22 protein-coding genes are annotated in these 23,512 nt (G+C 69.3%); 14 read left to right on the top strand and 8 right to left on the bottom strand.

Features of this window, described 5'->3' with window-relative positions:
- Positions 1-19: 19 nt before the first annotated feature.
- Complete coding sequence (locus tag EOW66_RS00715; RefSeq protein WP_164880981.1) at positions 20-484, top strand: hypothetical protein; 465 nt, start codon at positions 20-22, stop codon at positions 482-484.
- Positions 481-1,827, top strand: coding sequence for a pyridoxamine 5'-phosphate oxidase family protein (locus EOW66_RS00710; RefSeq protein ID WP_128154081.1), 1,347 nt, complete (start codon positions 481-483; stop codon positions 1,825-1,827). The genes EOW66_RS00715 and EOW66_RS00710 overlap by 4 nt, the downstream gene beginning before the upstream one ends.
- 34 nt (positions 1,828-1,861) lie before the next feature.
- Here the strand turns inward: EOW66_RS00710 and EOW66_RS00705 are convergent, their stop codons facing one another.
- Positions 1,862-2,359 (bottom strand): c-type cytochrome, encoded by a 498-nt coding sequence (locus tag EOW66_RS00705; RefSeq protein ID WP_128154080.1) that lies wholly within the window; start codon positions 2,357-2,359, stop codon positions 1,862-1,864.
- Between the two features lie 495 nt (positions 2,360-2,854).
- On the opposite strand from EOW66_RS00705, the gene EOW66_RS00695 reads away from it, so the two are divergent.
- The gene (locus EOW66_RS00695; protein WP_128154078.1) at positions 2,855-3,247 is read left to right on the top strand and encodes an ArsR/SmtB family transcription factor; all 393 of its coding nucleotides are present in this window, start codon (positions 2,855-2,857) and stop codon (positions 3,245-3,247) included.
- A gap of 119 nt (positions 3,248-3,366) precedes the next feature.
- A complete protein-coding gene (locus EOW66_RS00690) occupies positions 3,367-5,958 on the top strand; it encodes a heavy metal translocating P-type ATPase (RefSeq protein ID WP_128154077.1) in 2,592 nt (863 codons plus the stop codon).
- Positions 5,959-5,973: 15 nt separating this feature from the next.
- Here the strand turns inward: EOW66_RS00690 and EOW66_RS00685 are convergent, their stop codons facing one another.
- The 3 genes from EOW66_RS00685 to EOW66_RS00675 are packed head-to-tail and all read right to left on the bottom strand — an operon-like array spanning position 5,974 to position 9,120.
- On the bottom strand, positions 5,974-7,044 hold the full coding sequence (locus EOW66_RS00685) for an ABC transporter substrate-binding protein (protein ID WP_128154076.1): 1,071 nt from the start codon (positions 7,042-7,044) through the stop codon (positions 5,974-5,976).
- A complete protein-coding gene (locus EOW66_RS00680) occupies positions 7,041-8,456 on the bottom strand; it encodes a sensor histidine kinase (protein ID WP_128154075.1) in 1,416 nt (471 codons plus the stop codon). The genes EOW66_RS00685 and EOW66_RS00680 overlap by 4 nt, the downstream gene beginning before the upstream one ends.
- On the bottom strand, positions 8,449-9,120 hold the full coding sequence (locus tag EOW66_RS00675) for a response regulator transcription factor (RefSeq protein ID WP_128154074.1): 672 nt from the start codon (positions 9,118-9,120) through the stop codon (positions 8,449-8,451). The genes EOW66_RS00680 and EOW66_RS00675 overlap by 8 nt, the downstream gene beginning before the upstream one ends.
- 141 nt (positions 9,121-9,261) lie before the next feature.
- On the opposite strand from EOW66_RS00675, the gene EOW66_RS00670 reads away from it, so the two are divergent.
- From EOW66_RS00670 to EOW66_RS00660, 3 genes are all read left to right on the top strand, one after another.
- Positions 9,262-10,248 (top strand): Bug family tripartite tricarboxylate transporter substrate binding protein, encoded by a 987-nt coding sequence (locus EOW66_RS00670; RefSeq protein WP_128154073.1) that lies wholly within the window; start codon positions 9,262-9,264, stop codon positions 10,246-10,248.
- 93 nt (positions 10,249-10,341) lie between these two features.
- Complete coding sequence (locus EOW66_RS00665) at positions 10,342-10,773, top strand: tripartite tricarboxylate transporter TctB family protein (protein ID WP_113901379.1); 432 nt, start codon at positions 10,342-10,344, stop codon at positions 10,771-10,773.
- 9 nt (positions 10,774-10,782) lie between these two features.
- Positions 10,783-12,333: a tripartite tricarboxylate transporter permease gene (locus tag EOW66_RS00660; protein WP_128154072.1), complete on the top strand. Its 1,551-nt coding sequence runs from the start codon at positions 10,783-10,785 to the stop codon at positions 12,331-12,333.
- A 345-nt stretch (positions 12,334-12,678) separates the two neighbouring features.
- Here EOW66_RS00660 and EOW66_RS00655 read toward each other — a convergent pair whose 3' ends face one another.
- Together EOW66_RS00655 and EOW66_RS00650 are read right to left on the bottom strand one after the other, a co-directional pair.
- Positions 12,679-13,020 carry a zinc ribbon domain-containing protein YjdM gene (locus EOW66_RS00655; protein WP_128154071.1) on the bottom strand — a complete coding sequence of 114 codons (342 nt, stop codon included), beginning with the start codon at positions 13,018-13,020 and terminating at the stop codon, positions 12,679-12,681.
- 79 nt (positions 13,021-13,099) lie between these two features.
- Positions 13,100-14,614 carry an aldehyde dehydrogenase (NADP(+)) gene (locus tag EOW66_RS00650; RefSeq protein WP_128154070.1) on the bottom strand — a complete coding sequence of 505 codons (1,515 nt, stop codon included), beginning with the start codon at positions 14,612-14,614 and terminating at the stop codon, positions 13,100-13,102.
- Positions 14,615-14,860: 246 nt separating this feature from the next.
- Between EOW66_RS00650 and EOW66_RS00645 the strand changes: the two genes are divergently transcribed.
- From EOW66_RS00645 to EOW66_RS00630, 4 genes are all read left to right on the top strand, one after another.
- Entirely contained in the window at positions 14,861-15,667 is an 807-nt protein-coding gene (locus EOW66_RS00645; RefSeq protein WP_128154069.1) for an ABC transporter substrate-binding protein, read from the top strand.
- 76 nt (positions 15,668-15,743) lie between these two features.
- On the top strand, positions 15,744-16,409 hold the full coding sequence (locus tag EOW66_RS00640) for an amino acid ABC transporter permease (RefSeq protein ID WP_128154068.1): 666 nt from the start codon (positions 15,744-15,746) through the stop codon (positions 16,407-16,409).
- Positions 16,410-16,422: 13 nt separating this feature from the next.
- Positions 16,423-17,076: an amino acid ABC transporter permease gene (locus tag EOW66_RS00635; protein ID WP_128154067.1), complete on the top strand. Its 654-nt coding sequence runs from the start codon at positions 16,423-16,425 to the stop codon at positions 17,074-17,076.
- Complete coding sequence (locus tag EOW66_RS00630; protein ID WP_128154066.1) at positions 17,069-17,791, top strand: amino acid ABC transporter ATP-binding protein; 723 nt, start codon at positions 17,069-17,071, stop codon at positions 17,789-17,791. The genes EOW66_RS00635 and EOW66_RS00630 overlap by 8 nt, the downstream gene beginning before the upstream one ends.
- Before the next feature lie 93 nt (positions 17,792-17,884).
- Here EOW66_RS00630 and EOW66_RS00625 read toward each other — a convergent pair whose 3' ends face one another.
- Entirely contained in the window at positions 17,885-18,925 is a 1,041-nt protein-coding gene (locus EOW66_RS00625) for an Ldh family oxidoreductase (RefSeq protein WP_128154065.1), read from the bottom strand.
- 80 nt (positions 18,926-19,005) lie between these two features.
- The gene (locus tag EOW66_RS00620; protein ID WP_239017454.1) at positions 19,006-19,635 is read right to left on the bottom strand and encodes a helix-turn-helix domain-containing protein; all 630 of its coding nucleotides are present in this window, start codon (positions 19,633-19,635) and stop codon (positions 19,006-19,008) included.
- 173 nt (positions 19,636-19,808) lie between these two features.
- Here EOW66_RS00620 and lhpI point away from each other — a divergent pair, with 173 nt between their 5' ends.
- The 3 genes from lhpI to EOW66_RS00605 all read left to right on the top strand — a co-directional run bounded on the left by lhpI (position 19,809) and on the right by EOW66_RS00605 (position 23,444).
- The gene (gene lhpI, locus EOW66_RS00615; RefSeq protein ID WP_128154063.1) at positions 19,809-21,497 is read left to right on the top strand and encodes a cis-3-hydroxy-L-proline dehydratase; all 1,689 of its coding nucleotides are present in this window, start codon (positions 19,809-19,811) and stop codon (positions 21,495-21,497) included.
- 64 nt (positions 21,498-21,561) lie between these two features.
- Complete coding sequence (locus EOW66_RS00610; RefSeq protein WP_128154062.1) at positions 21,562-22,521, top strand: dihydrodipicolinate synthase family protein; 960 nt, start codon at positions 21,562-21,564, stop codon at positions 22,519-22,521.
- Positions 22,512-23,444 (top strand): 4-hydroxyproline epimerase, encoded by a 933-nt coding sequence (locus EOW66_RS00605; protein WP_128154061.1) that lies wholly within the window; start codon positions 22,512-22,514, stop codon positions 23,442-23,444. The genes EOW66_RS00610 and EOW66_RS00605 overlap by 10 nt, the downstream gene beginning before the upstream one ends.
- The last annotated feature ends 68 nt before the right edge of the window (positions 23,445-23,512 follow it).

The raw sequence follows: 23,512 nt of genomic DNA, 5'->3' as shown, positions 1-23,512 counted from the left end.
GGAACACAAGGACATCGCCGTGGACGCCTCGCTTGTCCGGTTTCTGCAACGGCCCGTGATGATCCTCGTGGGCACGGTCGATCCCGCCGCCCGCCCCGAGATCGGCCGCGGTGTTGGCAGCATCGTGCGGCCCGAAGCCGGGCAGATCGACCTCCTCGTGTCGCGCTGGCAATGGCCCGCGACGATCGCCAATGTCGAAAGCGCAGGGCGCGCCGCGGCGACCTTTTCCCGCCCCGCCGATTACGAGACCTATCAGATCAAGGGGCGCGCCTGCCTGCGTGTGGCGGGTGCCGCCGAGGCCGAGCTGGCCCATGCCTATTGCCGTGATACGCTGGCCGCACTGATGGAGCTCGGCATCGCACCCGAGCTGGTCGCGCATTGGCACTCGGTGCGTGATCTGGCCGTCGTGTCGCTGTCGGTGGACGAGGTCTTTTCGCAGACACCCGGGCCGCTTGCCGGGCAGCGGATCGGAGGGGGCGCATGATCCGTCTGGCCGATCTCGATGATTGCTTCGAGGGGGTGATCCCCTCGGTCGTGGCAACGGGCGGCGCCGATGGCCTGCCCAACATCTCCTACCTGTCGCATGTGACCCGGGTCGACGACGACCACATCGCGCTGTCGAACCAGTTCTTCGGCAAGACCGCCGCGAACCTGCGCCGCAATCCCTGCGCGACGATCCTGCTGGTCGATGGCCGCACCGGCGCGCAGATCCGCGTCGAGGCGATCTTCGTGCGCTCGGAGACCGAGGGGGCGCTGTTCGATCGGGTCGCGGCGCAGCTTGCCGCAAGTTCGGCGCAGGTTGGGATGGAGGCGACGATGCAGCTGAAGGCGGTCGACGTCTTCCGGGTGCTGTCGCTGCAGGCAACGCCGACGCAGGCCCCAGTGCCGCCCGCCGATCGCGCCATCCGCCCCGAGCTGAGCGCTCTGGCCCGGGCGGTGGCGGCGATCGACGTCGCGCCCGATCTGGGCGGCGCCTGCGAGGCGGCGCTCGATGCCGCGACGGCGCTGCTTGGCGCCGAGGCCGCGATGATCCTGATGCGCGACCACCCGCGCGAGGTGCTGATGACGGTGCTGAGCCGCGGCTACGAGACCGGCGGCGCCGGGGCCGAGGTGCCCTTCGGCATCGGCGCCATCGGCATTGCGGCGGCGACGCGGCAGGTGATCCGGGGTGGCGATCTCGGCCGGGTGCGGCGGCTGAGCGCGGCGATCGAGGCGAGTTCCGAGCCCGAGGCGCGCAGCCGCCGCATCCGCCTGCCCGGCCTTGGCGGGGCGCTGAGCCACATGGCGGTGCCGCTGTGCAGCGGCGGCACGCTGGCGGGGGTGCTGTTCGTCGAGGCGCGCCGGCGCCTTGCCTTCGGCCGCGAGCAGGAAGCCGCGGCGATGATCCTAGCCCGGCTGCTCGCCGCGGCGATGCGGGCCCCGGAACAGGGCCCGGTCCCGGCGGTCGAACAGCCGTTGCCCGCCGCCACGCCGGGCGATGGCGGCCGCCCCATCCGCGTGCGCCATTACGGCTATGACGACAGCATCTTCCTCGACGATGCCTATATCATCAAGGGCGTCGCCGGCCGCATCCTCGCCTTCCTGATCGGCAGCCATCTGGCCGAGGGCCGCGACGTCTTCAGCAACCGCGAGATCCGCCTGGCCGCGTCGCTGCGGCTGCCGGGCTATCGCGACAATCTGGAGACCCGGCTGATCCTGCTGCGCCGGCGGCTCGAGGAGAAATCCGCCCCGATCCGGCTGGTGTCGGCGGGGCGCGGGCAGGTCCGGCTGGTGCTCGACGGGGCCCCCGAGCTGGTCGCTGAGGCGCCCGGCGAGGGGCAGGCCTGAGCCGGGCCGGCCTGCGGCCGCCCGGCCGACGTGCTCAGGGCGCGGGCATCGTCACCCGGTAGAAGGGCGCGGGGGCCGGGGCGCCGGGTCCGACCGGTTCCGGCACCGGGTTTTCGACGGGTGGTTGCGCGCGCAGCCAGGCGACCAGCGCGGCAAGGTCCTCGGCGCTCAGCCCGGCATAGCTCGCCCAGGGCATGACCGGGGCCAGCACCCGCCCGTCGGGGCGCACCCCGGTGGTAAGCGCGGTGGCGATCTCGGTCTCGCTCCAGTCCCCGAGCCCGGTCCTGGCCGGCGTCAGGTTGCCGGGCCAGAACGTGCCGAGGCCGGGAAGTTCGAAGCCGACGGTGCCGCCCGCCAGCCCGTTCTCGACGATCGGAGTGCCGTCGGGGCCGCGCGGCATGTGGCAGCCGGCGCAATCCATGATGCGCGCGAGATAGGCGCCGCGCGCGACGGGATCGGGGGTTTCGGCGTGGACGGTCTGCGTCGGGATGACGAGCGACAGTGTTGCAAGGGCGAGGATCCGAAGGGTCATCTGTGTCTCCATGAAAGGGCAGGGGCCGTCCCGTCCTGCCGGGCGGCGGGTGGGGCCGGGCGTGGGGCAGGAGGCGTGGGGCAGGGATGTCCTGATGGCCGGACTCTAGGCCACACGGGGCCGATCCGGATGCTAAGAGAATGCGAAGGACACCGCCGCGCTTGCTAAAAGAGTGCTAAACGCCGCCGTCTTGGTGCGCTTCACGGTCGTGATCGTGATCGTGATCGTGATCGTGATCGCGATGGCAGCGGCATCGGGTGCGCCGTGGCCCGATCCGGCGCCCCGGCCGTGCGCCGCGGTTCGGGGGCCGGCCTCTCTCCGGGCGGGCCGCGCTTGCGCCATCCCGCCGCCGCGATGCGGAAAATCCGCGCGCCGCGGCGGTTCGGCTTTCCGCCGCCGGCTCTCTTTCGCTAGATTGGCGCCGACAGATCAATGCGGACAGCGGCTCTTCGGCAACGAGGCGGGCGCGGTCCCGAGCACGGGTGATGACCGAAGATGACTGCTCAGAAGCCGACAGCGCAGGTCGGGAACCCGACCGAGACCGCAGGATGCGCGGACGGGGCGGCGCCCGGTCAGCCGGATCACGCGGCTCTCGCGCAAAACGAGATCGTGATTCTGGCCGAGACCTTTCGCCTGCTCGGCGATCCGTCCCGGCTGAAGATCCTGCTGAGCTGCATGTCCGGTCCGATCTCCGTCGGTGACATCGCGGGCAGGCTGGATCTGTCGGTGTCGCTGGTCAGCCACCATCTGCGCCTTCTGCGCGGGGCGCGGCTGGTGAGGGGCGAGCGTCAGGCGAAGCAGATCTTCTATGCGATCGCCGATCAGCACGTCCGTCAGGTTCTCGAGGATATGGCGACGCATATTGCAGAAGAGCACGGCGACGAGTGATCCTCGGCCAAAAGGAAAACATTTGAATAAGTGTTCAACTGTTGTATAGATTCGTTCTGCGGCCACAGTTGGCCGTCACGGCCGTGCATCTGTCGTGCCGGCGGGGCGGGAGATCGGAAATGGCACCTGAACATGCGACGCAACCGGGTGGTGAACGGCTTGGCTTTCATGTCGGCGGCATGGATTGCGCGAGCTGCGCCGGCAAGATCGAGACGGCGCTGAACCGACTGGACGGGATCTCCGATGTCGAGGTCAGTTTCGCCACCGAGACGCTGCGGCTGTCCCGCGATCTTGCCGGCAAGACGACGGCGACCGACATCGTCCGGAAGATTGGCACGCTGGGCTTCGAGGTGACGGCGCTGCCGGCCTCCGCGCAGCCCGCGGCCGGTCCGGCGCATGGCTGCGCGCCTTGCGGGGCGGCGCATGGCGATGACCATGACCATGACGCCGATGAGGCCGGCCATGACTGTTGCGGCGGCGGTTGTTGCGGGCAGCAGCCTGCCGACGCGGCGCCGGTTTCCTGCGCCGCTCCGCTCTTGCCGCCCAATGTGTCGATGCGGGTCGAGGGCATGGATTGCGCAAGCTGCGCGGGCAAGATCGAGACGGCGCTGGCGCGAATGCCCGGCATTTCCGACATTCGGGTGAATTTCGCCGCTGAAACGCTGGAGCTGACCCTGGCCGAAGGCGGCAGGACCGCGGTCGCCGAGATCGAGAAGACGATCCGCGGTCTCGGCTTCGGCGTCACGGCCACGCGCGCCCCCGGTGCCGGCGGCGCTTCCCCTGCCGATGCGGTGCCGGCGCCGGAGCCGCGCTCTGCGCGCTGGTGGCAAAGCCGCAAGGGCCGGCTGGTTGTCGGCCTCGGCCTGCTGATGGGGGTGGCCTATGCCGTGGCCCTCGGCCTCCCGCGCCATGCCGACTGGATCTTCGCCGTGGCGGTGCTGGCGGGCGTGCTGCCCTTTGCCCGCAAGGCGGCGGCCCTTGCCCGGTCCGGCTCCCCGTTCTCGATCGAAACGCTGATGGTTGTCGCATGTCTCGGTGCGCTGCTGATCGGCGCGGCCGGGGAGGCGGCGGCGGTCGTGTTCCTCTTCGCCGTGGGCGAGCTGCTCGAAAGCGTGGCGGCGGGGCGGGCGCGGGCCGGCATCAAGGCCCTTGCCTCGCTTGTTCCGAAGACCGCGCTGCGACTTGCGGCCGACGGCAGCCTGCGCAGCGTTCCGGCCGCCTCGTTGCGGGTGAACGATCGCGTTCTGGTCCGGCCGGGCGACCGGGTGCCCGCCGATGGCGAGATCCTCGAGGGCAGCTCGAGCCTCGATGAGTCGCCGATCACCGGCGAATCCGTGCCGCGCGCGAAAGGGCCGGGCGCGCCCGTGTTTGCCGGCTCGATCAATGTCGACGGCGTGCTGCGGGTCCGCGTCGAGAAGGCCGCGGCCGACAACACCATCGCCCGCATCATCCAGCTCGTCGAGCAGGCGCAGTCCGCCAAGGCGCCGACCGCCCGCTTCATCGAGACCTTCAGCCGTTCCTATACCCCGGCGGTGATGCTGATCGCGGCACTGACCGTCATCGTTCCGCCGCTGGCGACGGGCGCCGACTGGGAAACCTGGATCTACCGCGGCCTTGCGCTGCTGCTGATCGCCTGCCCCTGCGCGCTCGTGCTCTCGACGCCTGCTGCCATCGCCTCGGGACTGGCCGCCGGCACGCGCCGCGGTCTGCTGATCAAGGGCGGCAAGGCGCTCGAGACCATCGGCAAGGTGCGCGCGATCGCCTTCGACAAGACCGGCACCCTGACCGAGGGGCGGCCGCGCGTCACCGAAATCCGCGCTTTCGGGGCGGTCGCGGCGCCGCAGGTGATTGCGCTTGCGGCGGCGGTCGAGACTGGTTCGGGGCATCCGCTGGCAAGGGCGATCCTCGGCCGCGCCGTTGCCGACGGGATCGTGGTTCCGGTCGCGACAGAGGCCTCGGCCACGGCCGGCAAGGCGGTCCATGCCACGGTGGAGGGGCGCCGCCTTGCCGTCAGCTCGCCGGCCCATGCCGCCGAGGTCGCCGCCCTCGGCGCGGCGGAGCGTGCCGCCATCGAGGCGCTCGAAGAGCGCGGCAACACGGTTGCCGTTCTCTTCGATCGGCAGACGCGGGAGGTCATCGGCCTAGTCGGCCTGCGCGACGAGCCGCGGCCGGATGCGCGCGACGGGGTGGCCCGGCTCGCGGCGATGGGGATTCGCTCGGTCATGCTGACCGGCGACAACCGGCGCACGGCCGAGGCGATTGCCGAGGACCTTGGTCTCGAGTGCCGCGCCGGGCTTTTGCCGCAAGACAAGCTCGACATCATCCGCGAGATGAAGCGGAGTTCCCGGGTGGCGATGGTCGGTGACGGCATCAATGACGCGCCGGCTCTGGCGACGGCCGATGTCGGCATCGCCATGGGCGGCGGGACCGATGTGGCGATCGAGACGGCGGATGCCGCGCTGCTGAACAGCCGGGTCACGGATGTCGCCCATCTTGTCGCCCTGTCGCGCGCGACGATGGCCAATATCCATCAGAACGTGGCCTTTGCACTGGGGCTGAAGGGGCTTTTCCTGGTCACCACCATGCTCGGCCTCACCGGGCTGTGGATTGCAGTGCTTGCCGATACCGGCGCGACGGCGATCGTCACGCTGAATGCGCTGCGGCTGTTGCGCTTCCGGGAAGCGCCGCCGGTCCACGACGGCGGCCACTGACCCGGCGGCGCGGGCTCAGGGTCTCGCGCCGCGCTCGACGAAGGTCTCGCGCCAGCGCCGCAGCAGCGCCGTGGCCTTGTGCGTGTCGCGCGCGACCAGCAGCACCGGGCCGGTGCGGATCGGGCGCTCGGCGGAATCGTGGCGCCCGGCCTCGGCTGCATCCTCGCGCGCCACAAGGCCGATCCGGGTCAGCACCTGCTGCCCTTCGGTCGAGAGCAGGAAATCAAGCAGCTCCTGCGCCGCAGGGGCGCCGCGCGCGCCGCGCGGGATCATGTAGGCGCGCGACAGGAACAGCGTGTAATCCGAGGGCCAGACCGTCGCCACATCGGGCAGGTGGCGTTCCTCGACATAGGAGCCGAGCACGTTGTAGGCCATCAGGTATTCGCCGCGCGCCACGGCGTCGATGATCTCGGCCGAGCAGCAGGTGGCCACTGCCTGCGAGCGCCCGAAGCCCTCGAGCAGCGCGCCGAAGGTCGAGGCCTCGAGACTGTCGGCGAAGGCGAAGAGATAGCCGAGCCCCGAGCGCGAGATGTCATAGGTGGCGATCCGCCCGTCATAGCGGCGATCGGGGCGGCGCATCAGGTCGAGCAGCGCGAAGCGGTCGCGCGGCACGTCCTCGGGCGGCACGAGGCGGGCGTTGTAGATGATGACGGCGGGCTCGCGGGTGAGGCCCCAGATCTCGTCGCGCCAGCGCCGGCTGTCGGGCAGCGCGGCGGTCAGTGCCGAGCGGTAGGGCTCGGCGCAACCCAGATCGACCAGCTCGACCAGCTGGTCGACGGCCGAGGAAAAGGCCGCGTCCGCCCCCGCCGTGCCCGCCGCGCATTCGCGCCGCGTCACCTCGTAAAGCCCGTTCGAGGACCATTGCTCGTAGGTCACCGACATTTCGGGGTGGCGGGCCGCGAAAGCCTGCATCGCCGGGCGCAGCACGTCGATGTCGGTGGTCGAGCGCAGGCGCAGCGGCCGCACCGCCTCGGCCGGCTGGTCGGGCGCGGGGCCGAATTGCGCCATGTCCTCGAGCCCGGGAGGCAGCTCCTGAGCCGCCACCGGCTGGGCAAGAAGAAGCGCGCAGAGCAGGGCACGGATCATGGCATTTCCTCCGACAGGGGCAGGATCAGGGCGGCGCGGAAGCCCGCGGGGCGGGGGTCGAGCGCCAGCCGGCCGCCAAAGGCCTCGGCCACCGCCCGCGCGATCGACAGGCCCAGCCCGGCCGAGCGCCCGCGCGAGGCGGCGTTGCGCTCGAACCGCGCGCCGATGCGGGCAAGCGTCGCGGCATCGGGGCCGGGGCCCGCGTCGCGCACCCACAGCACCGCCGCGCCGTCCTCGATCCCGGCGCCCATCCGCACCGCCCCGGCGCCGTGGCGCAGCGCATTCGCCAGCAGGTTCTTCGCCGCCTCGGTCAGCGACAGATCGTCGGCCAGCACCAGCACCGGCGCCGCGCCGATCTCGAGCGCCACGTCGCGTCCGGGGGCGATCAGCGCGTGGTCCTGCGTCTCGATCACCGCCAGCGCCACGTCGCGCAGGTCGACCGCCACCCGCCGCGCCTCGGCGGTGCGGTGGATCACCAGGGCGCGCGACAGCATCTGGTCGAGCAGATCGCCGAGCGAGCGCGAGCGCCGCACGATCCGCACCATCGTCGCGCGGGCGATCTCGGGGTCGGTCTCCTCGGCGGCAAGCTCGGCCTGCACCCGCAGCGCCGCGACCGGCGTGCGCAGCTGATGCGCGCTGTCCGAGATCAGGTTGCGCATCGAGGCGATCTGCCGCTCGAGCCGGAGCATGAAGTCATTCAGCGCGCCGATCATCCCCGCGACCTCGGCCGGCACCGGCGTGTCGATCGGCGTCAGGTCGTAGGGGTCGCGGGCGGCAAGATCGCGGGCAAGGCCGACGAGCGGGCGCATCGCGCTTTCGACCACCAGCGCGCCGAGCACGATCAGCAGCACCCCGGCAAAGCCGAGCACGATCAGCGCGTCACGGGTCAGGCCAAGTGCCATGGCGTTGCGCGCGCGCAGGGTCTGGCCAACGGTGACAAGGATCGTGCCGGAGAAGTCGCGTTCGGCGAAGCGGCGCGGCACGGTGACGAAGCGCGCCCGCTCGGCCGCGGCAAGCCCGGTGAATTCGGCATCGAAAAAGCCGCCGCCGGCCTGACGGACGGTCTCGGGCAGGGGGGTGTCCTGGCCGGTGATGACCTGGCCGCCCGGGCTGCGCACGGAATAGGTGATGCGGTCGTCGGGGGCGAGGGCCAGCAGCTGGAACGCCGCGGTGGGCAGATCGACGAGCGGCACGCCGCCGCTGATCGTGATCGCGCCGGCAATCTCGTTCGCGGCGCCGAGCAGCAGCCGGTCATAGGAGGCGCGCGCCGCGACCCGGCCATAGGCAAAGGCCGCCAGTGCCATCACGATGCCGCCGACCACCAGCAGCGACAGCACCGCCCGCACCACGCGCGATTTCAGCGAGCGCGTCGCGGCGACGGAGGCCGGCAGGGCGGGGCCGGCCTCAGTCATCGCGCACCAGCCGGTAGCCGAGGCCGCGCTGCGTCTCGATCGCCACGCCCGAGCCAGCGAGCTTCTTGCGCAGACGCGCGATATAGAGCTCGACTGCGTTCAGCCCGACATCGGTTTCGGCAAAGGAGTAAAGCCCCTCGTAAAGCCGTTCCTTGCTCATCACATGCCCGGTGTGGCGGATCAGCAGGCCAAGCAGGGCGAGCTCGCGCCGCGTCAGGTCGAGCGTGCGGCCAGCGAGCCGCGCCTCGCGCGCGGCGGGGTTGAAGACGAGCGCGCCGAAGGCGATCTCGTCGCTCTTCACCTCGGCGTCGCGCCGGTGCAGCGCGCGCAGCCGCGCCACCAGCTCGCGGTGATCGAAGGGCTTCACCAGATAGTCGTCGGCGCCGAGGTCGAGCGCGCTGACCCGGGTCTCGACCGAGAAGGCGGCGGTCAGCATCAGGACCGGCACCCGCTCGCCGCGCCGGCGCAGATCGGCAAGCAGCTCGGTGCCCGAGCGGTCGGGCAGGTTGATGTCGAGCGCGATCACGTCATAGCGCTGCACGGCGAGGAAATCCTCGGCGGCGTCCGCGGTCTCGGCGATGTCGCACACCATGCCCGCCTGACGCAGGCGCGTGGCCACCGCCTCCGCCATGTCGGGTGCATCCTCGACCACCAGCACGCGCATCGTTCCCTCCCCGGGGGCCTCACATCTCCTGACAGGTTCGTGACAGGTTTCGCCCCTAGTCCTGTCTCATAGCCGAGCGCGAGGAGGCCGCAAAGAGCGGTGCGCCGGTTCGAGGAATTCAACACGACTGGAGGAGCTTCCATGATCAAGGCAACCCGGCTTTCGCTTGCCGCCCTGTTTCTCGGTGCGAGCGCGCTGACCGCCGTCGCCGACGGCTGGATGCCGTCGAACCCCGAATGCATCGCCCCCGCGAACCCCGGCGGCGGCTGGGACTTCACCTGCCGTCAGGTCGGCAAGGTGATGCAGGACGAGGGGCTGATCAACAAGACGATGCAGGTGACGAACCTGGCCGGCGGCGGCGGTGGCGTGGCCTTCGCCGAAGTCGTCAACAAGCGTGGCGACGACAACAACCTGATCGTCGCGGCCTCGTCCTCGACCTCGACGCGGCTCGCGCAGAACGCCTATCCGGGCAACACCATGGATCAGGTCCGCTGGGTTGCCTCGGTCGGTGCCGATTACGGCGTGATCGCCGTGGCCAAGAACAGCCCGATCAACACGCTGCCGGAACTGCTGGACAAGGTGAAGGCCGATCCGACCTCGGTCGCCTTCGCGGGCGGCTCGGCGGTCGGTGGCTGGGACCACCTGAAGGTTCTGATCGCGGCCCGCGCCGATGGCGTCGAGGACGTGCGGCGCGTCAAGTATGTCGCCTTCGACGGCGGCGGCGAGGCGGTGACGCAGCTGCTGGCGGGCTCGGTGCAGGCCTTCACCGGCGATCTCTCCGAGGCCAAGGGCTTTGTCGATTCGGGCGACATCAAGGTGCTGGCCGTGCTCGCGCCCGAGCGTCTGCCGGGCGAATTCGCGCAGTTCCCGACCGCCAAGGAGCAGGGCATCGACGCGCTCGGCGCGAACTGGCGCGGCTTCTATGCGCCGAAGGGCATGTCGGACGAGGCCTATAACGCCTGGGTCGACAAGATCGCCACGCTTTATGCGTCGGACGAGTGGAAGAAGGTGATGGAGACGAACGGCCTCGCGCCGCTCGACCTCAAGGGCGCCGACTTCGACAAGTTCGTCGCCGACTCGGTGACCCAGATCGCCGACCTCTCGCGCCAGATCGGCATCATCAAGTGATCCGGTAACCCGTATCCGATCCGTTGCAGGGGGCGGGCGGCACATCGTGCCGCCCGTTTCTCCCGACGGGTCCGCCAGCCTCGGGAGACTTCCATGAGCGACCGTATCTTCGGTATCTTCGGCGTCCTGCTCGCCATCGGCTTCGCGCTTTCGGCCCTTTCGATCGAGGAAAGCTTCCTCTCGGATGCGGTCGGGCCCAAGGCCTTCCCCCTCATCATCGCTGCGGTGCTGGGCCTCGCCTCGGCCGCGATCGCGCTGAAACCCGATGCCGACCCGGTCTGGCCGGGCCTGAAGCGGCTGGCCGAGCTTGCCGCCGCAAGCGTCGTGCTGATCCTTTACGCCACGCTGCTGCCGGTTCTGGGCTTCGTCGTCGCGACGGCGCTGGCCTCGGCCTATCTCGCCTGGCGGCTCGGCTCGCGCCCGCTCGAGAGCGCGATCGTCGGCGTCGGCATCGCGCTTGGCATCTATGCCATCTTCCACCTCGCGCTCGGGCTGTCGCTCGCGCGCGGCCCGCTTGGCTTCTGAGGAGAGATCATGGACACGCTTTCCCACCTTGCCGACGGTTTCGCGATCGCGATCACCTGGCAGAATCTGGCGCTCGCCCTTCTCGGCGCGGCGCTTGGCACGGTCATGGGCGCGCTGCCGGGGCTTGGGCCCTCGAACGGCGTCGCGATCCTCATTCCGCTCGCCTTCACCCTCGGTCTGGGCGCCACGCCCGCGCTGATCCTGCTGACCTCGGTCTATTACGGGGCGATGTATGGCGGGCGCATCAGCTCGATCCTGCTCAACATCCCGGGCGACGAGCCGGCGGTGATGACCTGTCTCGACGGCTATCCGATGGCCAAGGCCGGCCGCGCCGGCGAGGCGCTGTCGCTGTCGGGCATCGCCTCCTTCGTCGGCTCCTTCATCGCCACCTGGGGGCTGATCCTGCTCGCCCCGCAGCTGGTGAAGATCGCGCTCCTGTTCGGGCCGGACGAGTATTTCGCCCTCTTCGCGCTGGCCTTCGCCACGCTCGGTGGCGTCAGCGCCTCGAACCAGGCGAAATCCGCCTTTGCCGCCGCGCTTGGCCTTGGCCTTGCGATGGTCGGCGTCGACACTCAGACCGGCGTGCCGCGCTTCACCTTCGGCGAGGTGCATCTCTATGACGGCATCGACTTCCTCGTCGCGATCGTCGGCCTCTTTGCGCTGTCCGAGGTCTTCGTCTTCCTCGAGCACCGCCACGGTGACAGCGACGCGGCGCACAAGTCGATGGTGATCGGCCGTCTCACGCCCTCGGCGAAGACCCTGATGAAGACCGCGCCGACGATGCTGCGCAGCTCGGTTCTGGGCTTCATCGCGGGGGTGCTGCCGGGGGCAGGGGCCTCGCTCGGGGCCTTCCTCAGCTATTCGATGGAGAAGAAGCTCGTCGACCGCGAGGGCACCTTCGGCAAGGGCGATCCGCGCGGCGTCGCCGCCCCCGAGGCGGGCAACAACGCCGCCGCCGGTGGCGCGCTGGTGCCGATGCTGGCGCTTGGCGTGCCGGGCTCGGGCACCACGGCGGTGCTGCTTGCCGTGCTGCTGAGCCTGAACATCACCCCCGGTCCGCTGCTCTTCACCAAGAACCCGGATGTCGTCTGGGGCCTGATCGCGGCGCTCTTCATCGCGAACGTGATGCTGCTCGCGCTCAACATCCCGATGGTCGGCCTGTTCTCGCGTCTGCTGCTGATCCCGCCGCGGATCCTGATGCCGGCCGTTGCGATGGTCAGCTTCGTCGGCATCTACGGCATCTCGGGCTCGCCCTTCGACCTTTACCTGATGGTCGGCTTCGGGGTGATGGGCTGGGCGCTGCGCAAGCTCGACGTGCCGCTGGTGCCGGTCATTCTCGGCACGCTGCTCGGCAACCAGATGGAGAACAACCTGCGCCGCGCGGTGACGATCTCGAACGGCGACTGGGGCGTGCTGCTCTCGAGCCCGCTCGACTGGATCCTGTGGGGCATCGCGATCGTCGGCTTCATCCTGCCGATGGTGGTGGGCAAGGTGATGCGCAGCCGGATGCAGGCCGCCCGCCACGGCGAGGCCGGCGAAGAGATGGACGAGGCCGACTGAGGCCCCGCCCGGCGCGCCGCCCCGTCCTTCCCCTTCGAGGGCGGCGCGCCACCTGCTCTGCGGCCTTCGGCGGCCGCCTGCGACCGCGACACCCGTGTCGCGGTTTTTGCGTTTCGGCCCGGCCCTCCGGGGGGCGGAGCCTCGGCGCGGATCGGGGCGGCGATGAAGCGGGGATCTGTGCGGGTGCGGGGGCCGGGGCTGGCGCCCCCGGTCAGGCCGGGAGGGCCCCGCAGCGCAGAGCCGCCCCCGGCGCGGGTCAGCGGGCGGGAGGGGCAGGAGAGGCGGGAGGCGGCCGGCGCGCCCGCAGCGCATGCCGCCCCGGTGCCGGGGCGGGCGCCGGCTGGCTCAGTCGGTGACCTTCTTCACGAATTGCGACTTCAGGCCGATCTGGCCGATGCCGGGGATCTTGCAGTCGATGTCGTGATCGCCGTCGACCAGACGGATGCCGCGCACCTTGGTGCCGACCTTGATGACGGTCGAGGAACCCTTGAGCTTGAGATCCTTGATCACCGTCACGCTGTCGCCGTCGGCGAGCGGATTGCCGACGCTGTCGCGCACCTCGAGGCCGCCTTCGGGCGCGGCGTCGCGCGACCACTCATGCCCGCATTCGGGGCAAACAAGCAGGGAATCCGCCTCATAGGTATAGGCGGAACGGCATTCGGGGCACGGGGGCAGGGTGTCTGTCATGCTCTCGCTATAGCCGGGCGCGGGTCGCCGGGGCAAGAGGGACGGCCTGCGGCCCCGGTCAGGGCCGCAGGCGCGGGGGTCAGGCCAGATCGGCGGGCAGGATCGCCTCGGGCAGGTTCTGGTAGCACACCGGCCGCAGGAAGCGGCGGATCGACAGCGTGCCGACCGAGGTCGCGCCGAAATTGGTCGAGGCCGGGTAGGGCCCGCCATGGACCATCGCGTCGCAGACCTCGACACCGGTCGGGAAGCCGTTCGCCAGCACCCGGCCCGCCATCCGCTCGAGCACCGGCAGCAGCCGGCGGGCGAGGGCGGCGTCGTCGTCATCCATGTGCAGCGTGGTGGTCAACTGGCCGACGAAGCTGCGCGCGACGCGGTCCATCTCGTCGGCGTCGCGCGCCACGACCACAAGGCCGAGCGGCCCGAACACCTCTTCGGAGAGCGCGTGATTGCCAAGCCAGTCCTCTGCCTGAACGCGGAACAGGAAGGGCTTCGCCTCGCGCCGGTCGCACATCGAGGTGATCAGCGTCTGCACCCCGGCCTGTTCGCCGATCACCGATGCGCCCTTGGAATAGGCCTGGGCGATGCCGTCGGTCAGCATCACCTGCGCGCCGGTTTCCGACAGCGCCGCACGGGCGGCCTCGACGAAGGCGTCGGCCTCGGGGCCGGCGATCACCACCGCGATGCCCGGGTTGGTGCAGAACTGGCCCGCGCCCATGGCGAGCGAGCCCGCCCAGCCCCGGCCCAGCTCGGCCCCGCGCCGCGCGATCGCCTGCGGCAGCATGAACATCGGGTTCACCGCGCCGAGCTCGCCGAAGAAGGGGATCGGCTCGGGGCGCTGCGCGCAGAGGTCGAAGAGGGCGCGGCCGCCGCCGAGCGAGCCGGTGAAGCCCACCGCCTTGATGCGGGGATGCTGCACCAGCGCCTCGCCGACGCGACGGTTGCCGCCTTGCACGAGCGAGAACACCCCCTTCGGCATGCCGCATTTCGCCACCGCGGCATGGATCGCCTCGGCGATGATCTCGCCGGTGCCGGGATGCGCGCCATGGCCCTTCACCACCACCGGGCAGCCGGCGGCAAGCGCGGCCGCGGTGTCGCCGCCCGCGGTCGAGAAGGCGAGCGGGAAGTTCGAGGCGCCGAAGACCGCGACCGGGCCGATCGGGCGCTGCATCATGCGCAGGTCCGGGCGCGGCAGGGGGGCGCGGTCGGGCAGCGCCACGTCATGGCGACGGTCGAGATAGGCGCCCTTCAGGATGTGCTCGGCAAAGAGCCGCAGCTGGCCGGTGGTGCGGCCGCGCTCGCCCTGCAGGCGGGCGACGGGCAGGCCGGTTTCCGAGGTGCCGATCTCGGTGATCGCCTCGGCGCGGGCCTCGATCTCGTCGGCAATGGCGTTCAGGAAGGCGGCGCGCTCGGCGCGGGTGGTATAGCCATAGCTCCAGAACGCCTCTTCCGCGGCGCGGGCGGCGGCGTCGACCAGCTCGGGCGTGCCGACCGAGAAGGCATGGGCGGTGCCGTGGGCGGGGGCGGAGAGGAAGGTCTCCTCGGTGCCGATCCAGTCACCGGCGATCAGGTGCTTGCCATGGGGGGTAAAGGTCATTGCGTGTCCTTTCAGGTGGGCCGTCCGACGGGGCGGGCCCGCGACGGGCGCTTCACGGCGACATGTCGGCGCGGAAAACGCCGCCATCGTCGGGTTCCAAGCGCATGAATTCAAGCGATTACGCTTGAGCTGCTCATAGTCAAAATTTTCCCGATACACCAGTATTTTTCTTATATGAAAATTTCTTGCAAGAAAGGGAAAAACGCTTCATCTTGACTCCAGAATCAACAGAGGGGTTCCCAACCAATGAAAATGATCACCCTTGCCGCCGCACTGGTCGCCGCGACCGGCTTTGCCGGTGTTGCCCAGGCTGACAAGCTCGATGACATCATCTCCTCGGGCACGCTGCGCTGCGCGGTCGTGCTCGATTTCCCGCCGATGGGCATGCGCGACGCCAACAACGAGCCGATCGGCTTCGACGTCGACTATTGCAACGACCTCGCCAAGGCGCTCGGCGTGAAGGCCGAGATCGTCGAGACGCCGTTCCCCGAGCGGATCCCGGCGCTGATGTCGGGCCGCGTCGATGTCGGCGTCGCCTCGACCTCGGACACGCTCGAACGCGCGAAGACCGTGGGCTTCTCGGTCCCCTACTTCGCCTTCGAGATGGCGGTGACCGCGAATGAAAAGTCGGGCATCAAGTCCTTCGACGACATGAAGGGCCACACCGTCGGCGCCACCGCCGGCACCTTCGAGGCGATCGCGCTTGAAAAGCAGGTGCAGGAATGGGGCACGGGCGAGTTCCGTCCCTACCAGACCCAGGCCGACGTCTTCCTCGCGCTGAGCCAGGGCCAGATCGACGCCACCGTCTCGACCTCGACCGTGGCGATGGCGAACGTGAAGACCGGCAACTTCCCGGGCATCTCGGTCGTCGGCAAGGCGCCCTTCGACACCGATTATGTCGCGCTGTTCACCAACCGCGACGAATACGGGCTGATCAACTATCTGAACCTCTTCGTGAACCAGCAGGTCCGCACCGGCCGCTATGCGGAACTCTACGAGAAGTGGGTCGGCGGCGCGCTGCCCTCGCTGACCGTTCCGAACGCCTACCGCTGAGCGGAAACGGGAATACCGGCGGCGCGGACCTTCCGCGCCGTCTTTCCTTTCGCTCCCCAACAGGCAGGACCCTGCAATGTTCGGTTACACCTTCCAATGGAACCAGGCGCTCGCCCGGCTTCCGAAGATGCTGGACGGTGCGGCGGTGACGATGGAAGTGGCGGTGCTGTCGATGCTGATCGGCATCGCGCTCGCCATCCTTCTCACGCTGCTGCGCCTGTCCGGCTCGCGCCCGCTCAAGGCGATCGCAACCACCTGGGTCGAGATCGCCCGCAACACGCCGGCGCTCTTTCAGATCTACATGGCGCATTTCGGCGTGGCGAGCTTCGGCATCCACTTCAGCCCCTTCACCTCGCTGCTGATCGGCATCACCTTCAACAACGCGGGCTATCTCGCCGAGAACTTCCGCGGCGCACTCAAGGCCATTCCCGACACCCAGACCCGCGCCGGCCGGTCGCTCGGCATGTCGCAGCTGCAGGCCTTCCGCTATATCATCCTGCCGCAGATGCTGCGCATCGCCTTCCTGCCGATGACCAACCAGATGGTCTGGGCGGTGCTGATGACCTCGCTTGGCGTCACCGTGGGGATGAACACCGACCTTTACGGCGTCACCCAGGACCTCAACGCGCTGACCTTCCGCACCTTCGAGCTTTTCGCGATCGCGGCGGTGATCTTCTACGTCATCACCAAGATCATCACGCTCGGTGCGCGCCTGATCGCGTCGCGCCTGTTCCGGTACTGAGGGAGGACCGATCATGTTTCACACCGCCCTCACCTCGGCCGATCTGATCTTCCTCGCCAAGGGCGCGGGGATGACGATCTTCGTCACCGCGATTTCGGTCTGCATCGGCACGCTCCTCGGCATCGTCTTCGGCGTGCTGCGCGGCCAGCTCGGCCCGATCTGGTTCGCGCCGGTGACCTTCGTGCTCGACATCTTCCGCTCGGTGCCGCTGCTGATCCAGCTGGTGCTGGCCAATGCCTTCGTCGGCATGGTGCTGCGGCTGCATATCTCGGGGCTGACCGTCGCCTGCATGGTGCTGTCGCTCTATACCGCGGCCTATTGCACCGAGATCGTGCGCGGCGGCATCCATGCCGTGCCTGCCACCACCCGCCGTGCGGCGCGCTCGCTCGGCATGAGCTGGCTGCAGGACATGCGCTATATCGTGCTGCCGCTCGCCACGCGGATCGCGCTGCCGTCCTGGATCGGCCTCGCGCTCGGGGTGATGAAGGACTCGGCGCTCGTCTATGTCGTGCAGGTCACCGAGCTGCTGAAATCGACCCAGATCCTCATCACGCGCCTGCAGGAGCCGCTGTTCCTGCTCCTGATCTGCGGCGCCTTCTACTTCATCATCAGCTTCCCGCTTGCGCGGTTCGGCGGATATCTCGAAAAAAGGTGGTCCAATGATTGAGATCCAGAACGTCCACAAATCCTTTGGCCAGCTCGAGGTTCTCAAGGGCATCGACCTGACCGTGCAGAAGGGCGAGGTGGTCACCGTGATTGGCGGCTCGGGCTCGGGGAAGTCGACGCTGCTGACCTGCATCAACGGGCTCGAGCCGATCGACAAGGGCAAGATCCTCGTCGATGGCACCGAGGTGCATGCGAAGTCGACCAACCTGAACAAGCTGCGCCAGAAGATCGGCATCGTGTTCCAGCAGTGGAACGCCTTCCCGCATCTGACCGTGCTGGAAAACGTCACCCTCGCGCCGCGCAAGGTGCTGGGCATGGGCAAGGCCGAGGCCGAGGCGATCGCCGAGAAGCAGCTCAAGCACGTCGGTCTGGGCGAGAAGCTCTCGACCTATCCGACCCGGCTGTCGGGGGGCCAGCAGCAGCGCATGGCGATTGCCCGCGCGCTTGCCATGTCGCCCGATTACATGCTGTTCGATGAGGTCACCTCGGCGCTTGACCCGCAGCTGGTGGGCGAGGTGCTCGAGACGCTGAAGATGCTGGCCGAGGAAGGCATGACGATGATCTGCGTCACGCACGAGATGGCCTTCGCGCGCGACGTGTCGGACCGGGTCGCCTATTTCCACAAGGGGATCATGGCCGAGATCGGCGTGCCCGATCAGCTGTTCAACGATCCGCAGCACCCCGAGACGCGCAAGTTCCTCGCCAGCGTGCGCTGAGATCCTGTCCCGGTGGCCTCGGGCCGCCGGGAGCCCTTCAATGACAAAAGGCGCGGGCCGAAACCCGCGCCTTTTTCGTGTCTGGCGAAAGCCTCAGGCGTCGAGCGCGGCGAGGCCGAGGCGCTCGAAGCGCTCGAGCTGCGCAAGTTCCGCCGCGCTCAGCGGGATGCCGTCGCGCAGCGCCTTCGCGCGGGCGGCAAAGCGGCGTTCGGAGGGCAGGCGGGCGCCCTGCGCACCGATCGCGGTGAGCAGCTTCTCGCCCTCGGCGATCGGATCGCGGCCGCTGCGGGCGGCAAAGACCTGCGGATCGAGGGCCAGCACCAGCGCCCCGTGGCGCGGCAGCAGTGCCGCCGAGCCGCCCATGAAATCGAGCGCCTCGCGGCTCATGAACTCGCCCAGCATCGCGCCCGAGAGCAGCTCGACCATGGTCGAGATCGCCGAGCCCTTGTGCGCGCCGAAGGTCAGCATCGCGCCATCGAGCGCGGCCTCGGGGTCGGTCGTGGGCTTGCCCTCGCGGTCGACGGCCCAGCCCTCGGGGATCGGCGTGCCGGCGCGGCGGTGCAGCTCGATCTCGCCGCGTGCCGCGACGCTCGTCGCGAAGTCGAAGACATAGGGCGTCGCCCCCGCCCGCGGCCAGCCGAAGGCGATCGGGTTGGTGCCCAGAAGCGGCTCGCGCCCGCCAGCGGGCGCCACGAAGGCATAGCTCGGGCACATCGAGAGCGCGGCAAGCCCGTCGGCGGCCAGCGCCTCGACATCGTGCCACAGCGCCGAGAAATGCAGGCAGTCGCGGATCACCAGCGCGGCAAGGCCCATCTCCTTCGCCCGCGCGGCAAGCAGGTCCTTGGCGGCATAGAAGGCCGGGTTCGAGAAGCCGCCGCCGGCGTCGACCTCGATCACCGCGCGGCCCGCGTCATGGATCTGCGGCACCGCCTGCGGATCGACCTTGCCTGCGGCGAGCACCCGCAGGCAGCCCTCGAGCCGGTAGATGCCGTGCGACTTGCACGCATCGCGCTCGCCCGCGACGATCACCTGCGCGACGGCGGCGGCGCTTTCGGGGCGCACGCCGCAGCGTTCGAGAATGCCCTGCACGCGCGCCAGAAGCGCCTCGAAGGAAATCAGGGTCGGGTCGGTCATCGGGGCAGTCTCCTTGCAGTCTGGGCAGTCTGGGGCCGGGGGCCGCAGGCTCCCGGGGCGATCAGGGGCGGGCGGCGACCCTATTTGTCGACGTCGACGTAGGTGCAGGCCCAGAAGATCTTGGCTTCCTCGTCGGCGACCGAGCGCAGGCCGTGCTTCAGCGTGCTGTCGAAATAGGCGCAGTCGCCGGGTTCGAGGATGACGGGCTCGTAATGCTCGACCACCAGCTCGATGCGGCCGGAGATGACGTAAAGCGTTTCCTCGCCGTCATGCGATTCGAGGTCTTCGGGCTTCAGCGGCGCGCGTTTCTCGACGAGCGTCACCAGCGGGATGATCTTCTTCTCGGCCAGCGCGTTGCACAGCACCTCGTATTCGAAGTTGCGCGAGCGCACCTTGCGGCCCTGGCCGGCGCGGGTGACGGTCATCCGCGTCGTCTGCTGCGCCTCGTGGTCCGAGGAGAACAGCCGTTCCATGCCGATGTCGTAGGCGCGGGCGATTCGCACCAGGTTCTCATAGCTCGGCGAGACCCGGCCGTTCTCGATCTTGTGGATGGTCGAGAGCGCGAGCCCGGTGCGTTGCGCCGCGACTTCGAGGGTGAAACCGCAGGCCTGGCGCACCGCCTTCATCCGGCTGCCCAGTTCCGAGCGCAATTGCAGCCGTTCGGCTTCCCAATCGTCGCCCTCGGCCTCATCTCCGGGGGATTTTTCCATTTGTGCCATATTTTTCTTTTCTTACCAGTTGTGATCGTTTAAGCATATTTTTGCGCTGATTGCAACATTAGCAGTCAGCGAAACGGAAAGGGTATCCAAAAGTCGGCCGTGCCGGTCCGGAATGGAGCAGGGCACTCGACTTGCTGGATTTTTGGACTGCGGAGGGGTGAGTCATGGCGACCGTGATCGTGTCCGCTTCGGTGGAAGGGCCGATCCTCGTGTGCGACGAGGGGCTGAGCGTCTGGGGTGGTGTGCACCCGCAGAGCGGCCGGATCATTGACGCCCATCACCCGCAGCACGGCCAGTCGCTGGCCGGCCGGATCGTGATGATGCCGACCAGTCGCGGCTCGTGCACCGGCAGCGGTGTGCTGCTCGGCCTTGCCTTCGCCGGCACCGCGCCGCGGGCGCTGATCTTCCGCGAAGGCGAAGACATTCTCACTCTCGGCGCGCTGGTCGCCGGGCGGCTGTTCGACCATGACATCGCCGTGCTGCGGCTCACGGCCGAGGAATATGACGCGCTCGCCCGCGAGCCGGTGGCCGAGATCAGCGCAACGCATCTGCGCGCGGGCGATCACCTCTGGCCGCTGGCTCCGGCCGGGGCGGGGGAGATCGAGCTGAGCGATGGCGACCGCGCGATGCTGGCGGGCGAGGCGGGCGAGGCCGCGCAGCTGGCGATGGAGATCATCGTCACCATGGCCACGGCGCAGGGCGCACCCCGTCTGACCGACGTCAGCCGCGTGCATATCGACGGCTGCATCTATGCCAGCCCGGCCTTCCTGACCTTCGCGCGGGCGATGGCCGACAAGGGCGCCCGGGTGCGGGTGCCGACGACGATGAACGCGATCTCGGTCGATCATGCGAACTGGCGCAAGCAAGGCGTCGATCCGGCCTTCGGCGCGGGCGCTGCGGGGCTGGCCGATGCCTATGTCGAGATGGGGGCGCGGCCAAGCTTCACCTGCGCGCCCTATCTGCTCGAGGATCGTCCCGCCGCGGGCGAGGATATCGCCTGGGCGGAAAGCAATGCGGTGATCTACGCCAACAGCGTGCTGGGCGCGCGCACGGTGAAGCACGCCGATTTCATGGACCTGTGCATCGCGCTCACCGGCCGCACCGCGCGCGCCGGGGTCTATCTCACGGAAAACCGCGCGCCGCGCCGGATCATCGAGGTGACGATGCCCGCGGGCGCCGACGATGCCTTCTGGCCGATGCTCGGCTGGCTCGTCGGCCAGGCCGCGCCCGACCGCATCCCGCTGATCCGCGGGCTCGAGGCCGCGCGCCCGGGCGAGGACGGCCTGAAGGCGCTTTGCGCGGCCTATGGCACCACCTCGGCCGCACCGATGCTGCATGTCGCGGGCCACACGCCCGAGGCGGATCTGCCGCCCGCACCGGGCGCCGATCGCGTCACGATCGGGCCCGGGGATTTCGCCCGGCTCTGGGACGAGTTCAACCGCGGCGGCGAGAAGATCGACCTTGTCGCGCTTGGCAGCCCGCATTTCTCGGCCGCCGAATGTGCGGCCTTCGCCGCGCTGATGGCGGGCAGCCGCGTCGCACCGGGCGTCACCGCCATCGTCACCCTCGGCCGCGCCACGCTTGCCACCATCACCGCGACCGGGGTGAAGGCGGCGCTTGAGGCGGCGGGGGTGCGGATCGTGCCCGATCTGTGCTGGTGCTCGATCTCCGAGCCCGTCTTCCCGCCCGCGGCGCAGGTGCTGATGACCAATTCCGGCAAATACGCCCATTACGCGCCGGGGCTGAGCAATCGTGCCGTCCGCTTCGGCCCGCTCGCCCATTGCGCCGAGGCTGCCCGAACCGGCCTTGCCCCCGCAACCCCGCCCGCCTGGATTTCCGGCGGCGCGCCCTGACACCCGGGCGCTGCGCCTGGCGGCGCGACGATCCCGACACCACGACCATTCAAAGGAGCTTCCCATGAAGAAAGACGTCTTCCTCGGCACCATCCCGGCGCTGCTCACCCCCTGCACCCCCGACCGCGCGCCCGACTTCGACGCGCTGGTGCGCAAGGGCCAGGAAATGATGGCGGCCGGCATGTCCGGCGTGGTCTATTGCGGGTCCTGCGGTGACTGGCCGCTGCTGACCGACGAACAGCGCATGGAAGGCGTCGAGCGCCTGACCAAGGCCGGCGTGCCGGTCGTCGTCGGCACCGGCGCGATCAACACCAAATCGGCCGTGGCGCATGCCGCCCACGCCCAGAAGGTCGGCGCCGCCGGTCTGATGGTGATCCCGCGGGTGCTGTCGCGCGGCCTCTCGGTCGCGGCGCAGCGCAACCACTTCAAGGCGATCCTCGAGGCCGCCCCGGACGTGCCGGCGATCATCTACAACAGCCCCTACTATGGCTACTCGACCAAGGCGGACCTGTTCTTCGCCCTGCGCGCCGAGCACAAGAACCTGATCGGCTTCAAGGAATTCGGCGGCAAGGCCGATCTGAGCTATGCGGCCGAGCACATCACCTCGCAGGACGACGAGGTGATCCTGATGGTCGGCGTCGACACCGAGGTCTATCACGGCTTCGCCAAATGCGGCGCGGTCGGCGCGATCACCGGCATCGGCACGATCTTCCCTAAGGAGGCGCTGCTGCAGGTCGCGCTGTCGCGCCGTGCCGCCGAGGGCTGCCCCGAGGCCGATCTGCGCGCCCGTGAGCTGGCCGAGGCCTTCTCGGTTCTGGCGAAGTTCGACGAGGGCGTCGATCTCGTGCTCTACTTCAAGCATCTGATGGTGCTGAAGGGCGAGACGGAGTACGAACTGAACATCAACGAGACCGACGCGCTGTCGCGCTCGCAGGCGAAATTCTGCGAGGCGCAGTTCCACCAGTTCAACCGCTGGTTCGCGAACTGGTCGAAGCAGGGCGGGGTGATCGCCGAATGCATGTGATCGACAGTCACACCGGGGGCGAGCCCACCCGGGTGATCCTCGACGGTGGTCCGGACCTCGGGTCCGGGCCGCTGGCCGAGCGCGCGCGCCGGCTTGCGACCGAGCACCGCGATTTCTACCGCTCGGTCATTCTCGAGCCGCGCGGGCAGGCGGCGATGGTCTGTGCGCTATTGGTGCCGCCGGTCGATCCGAGCTGCGTCACCGGGGTGATCTACTTCGACGCCGAGGCGGTTCTGGGCATGTGCGGCCACGGCACCATCGGTCTCGCGGTGACGCTGTTCTACATGGGGCGCATCGGGCTTGGCGAAAGCCGGATCGAGACCCCGGTGGGGGTGGTGACCGTCGACGTGCAGGACGCGAACACGGTCAAGGTGACGAACATCGAAAGCCGCCGCGTCGAGGCCGATGTCTCGGTCGAGGTGCCGGGCATCGGCACGGTGACGGGCGATGTCGCCTATGGCGGCAACTGCTTCTTCATCGTCGACCCGAGCCCGGTCCCGGTGGCCTCCTCGAACATCCGCCAGCTCACCGAGGTGACGGTGGCGGTGCGCGAGGCGCTGCGCGCGCGCGGCGTCGGCTGCGGCGAGGGGATGCTGATCGACCACGTCATCTTCTACGGTCCGGCCGAGACGCCCGAAGGCCACAGCCGTAACTTCGTGCTGTGCCCGGACGACGATTACGACCGCTCGCCCTGCGGCACCGGCAGCTCGGCGCGGCTGTCGTGCCTGGCCGCGCGCGGCCTGCTCGCCGAGGGCGAGGAGATCGTGCAGGAAAGCACCATCGGCAGCAGCTACCGGCTGTCCTACGCCAAGGGGCCGACCGGGGGGGTGATCCCCTCGATCACCGGCCAGGCCTATGTGATGGCGGAAAGCACGCTGATCTTCCTGCCAAACGATCCATTCCGAAACGGGATCGTCCTGTGATCCCGGCCGCCCGGCGCCCCTGTGGTGCCGGGCGGCGGTTCTTTTTGCAGCTGCGAGCATGATCGAGG

The sequence above is a fragment of the Paenirhodobacter huangdaonensis genome (assembly GCF_004022465.1).
Lineage (GTDB): Bacteria > Pseudomonadota > Alphaproteobacteria > Rhodobacterales > Rhodobacteraceae > Rhodobacter > Rhodobacter huangdaonensis.
Note: the sequence above shows the minus strand (reverse complement) of the source record. Positions and strands in the feature narration are given on the sequence as shown.

Excerpts from the sequence above, each read along its gene's own strand:
- EOW66_RS00605 (WP_128154061.1), top strand. The coding sequence starts at position 22,512 with ATGCATGTGATCGACAGTCACACCGGGGGCGAGCCCACCCGGGTGATC.
- EOW66_RS00630 (WP_128154066.1), top strand. The coding sequence starts at position 17,069 with ATGATTGAGATCCAGAACGTCCACAAATCCTTTGGCCAGCTCGAGGTT.
- EOW66_RS00695 (WP_128154078.1), top strand. The coding sequence starts at position 2,855 with ATGACTGCTCAGAAGCCGACAGCGCAGGTCGGGAACCCGACCGAGACC.
- EOW66_RS00620 (WP_239017454.1), bottom strand. The coding sequence starts at position 19,635 with ATGGAAAAATCCCCCGGAGATGAGGCCGAGGGCGACGATTGGGAAGCC.
- EOW66_RS00655 (WP_128154071.1), bottom strand. The coding sequence starts at position 13,020 with ATGACAGACACCCTGCCCCCGTGCCCCGAATGCCGTTCCGCCTATACC.
- lhpI (WP_128154063.1), top strand. The coding sequence starts at position 19,809 with ATGGCGACCGTGATCGTGTCCGCTTCGGTGGAAGGGCCGATCCTCGTG.
- EOW66_RS00670 (WP_128154073.1), top strand. The coding sequence starts at position 9,262 with ATGATCAAGGCAACCCGGCTTTCGCTTGCCGCCCTGTTTCTCGGTGCG.
- EOW66_RS00710 (WP_128154081.1), top strand. The coding sequence starts at position 481 with ATGATCCGTCTGGCCGATCTCGATGATTGCTTCGAGGGGGTGATCCCC.
- EOW66_RS00680 (WP_128154075.1), bottom strand. The coding sequence starts at position 8,456 with ATGACTGAGGCCGGCCCCGCCCTGCCGGCCTCCGTCGCCGCGACGCGC.
- EOW66_RS00645 (WP_128154069.1), top strand. The coding sequence starts at position 14,861 with ATGAAAATGATCACCCTTGCCGCCGCACTGGTCGCCGCGACCGGCTTT.
- EOW66_RS00635 (WP_128154067.1), top strand. The coding sequence starts at position 16,423 with ATGTTTCACACCGCCCTCACCTCGGCCGATCTGATCTTCCTCGCCAAG.
- EOW66_RS00650 (WP_128154070.1), bottom strand. The coding sequence starts at position 14,614 with ATGACCTTTACCCCCCATGGCAAGCACCTGATCGCCGGTGACTGGATC.
- EOW66_RS00675 (WP_128154074.1), bottom strand. The coding sequence starts at position 9,120 with ATGCGCGTGCTGGTGGTCGAGGATGCACCCGACATGGCGGAGGCGGTG.
- EOW66_RS00640 (WP_128154068.1), top strand. The coding sequence starts at position 15,744 with ATGTTCGGTTACACCTTCCAATGGAACCAGGCGCTCGCCCGGCTTCCG.
- EOW66_RS00665 (WP_113901379.1), top strand. The coding sequence starts at position 10,342 with ATGAGCGACCGTATCTTCGGTATCTTCGGCGTCCTGCTCGCCATCGGC.
- EOW66_RS00690 (WP_128154077.1), top strand. The coding sequence starts at position 3,367 with ATGGCACCTGAACATGCGACGCAACCGGGTGGTGAACGGCTTGGCTTT.
- EOW66_RS00625 (WP_128154065.1), bottom strand. The coding sequence starts at position 18,925 with ATGACCGACCCGACCCTGATTTCCTTCGAGGCGCTTCTGGCGCGCGTG.
- EOW66_RS00610 (WP_128154062.1), top strand. The coding sequence starts at position 21,562 with ATGAAGAAAGACGTCTTCCTCGGCACCATCCCGGCGCTGCTCACCCCC.
- EOW66_RS00660 (WP_128154072.1), top strand. The coding sequence starts at position 10,783 with ATGGACACGCTTTCCCACCTTGCCGACGGTTTCGCGATCGCGATCACC.
- EOW66_RS00685 (WP_128154076.1), bottom strand. The coding sequence starts at position 7,044 with ATGATCCGTGCCCTGCTCTGCGCGCTTCTTCTTGCCCAGCCGGTGGCG.
- EOW66_RS00705 (WP_128154080.1), bottom strand. The coding sequence starts at position 2,359 with ATGACCCTTCGGATCCTCGCCCTTGCAACACTGTCGCTCGTCATCCCG.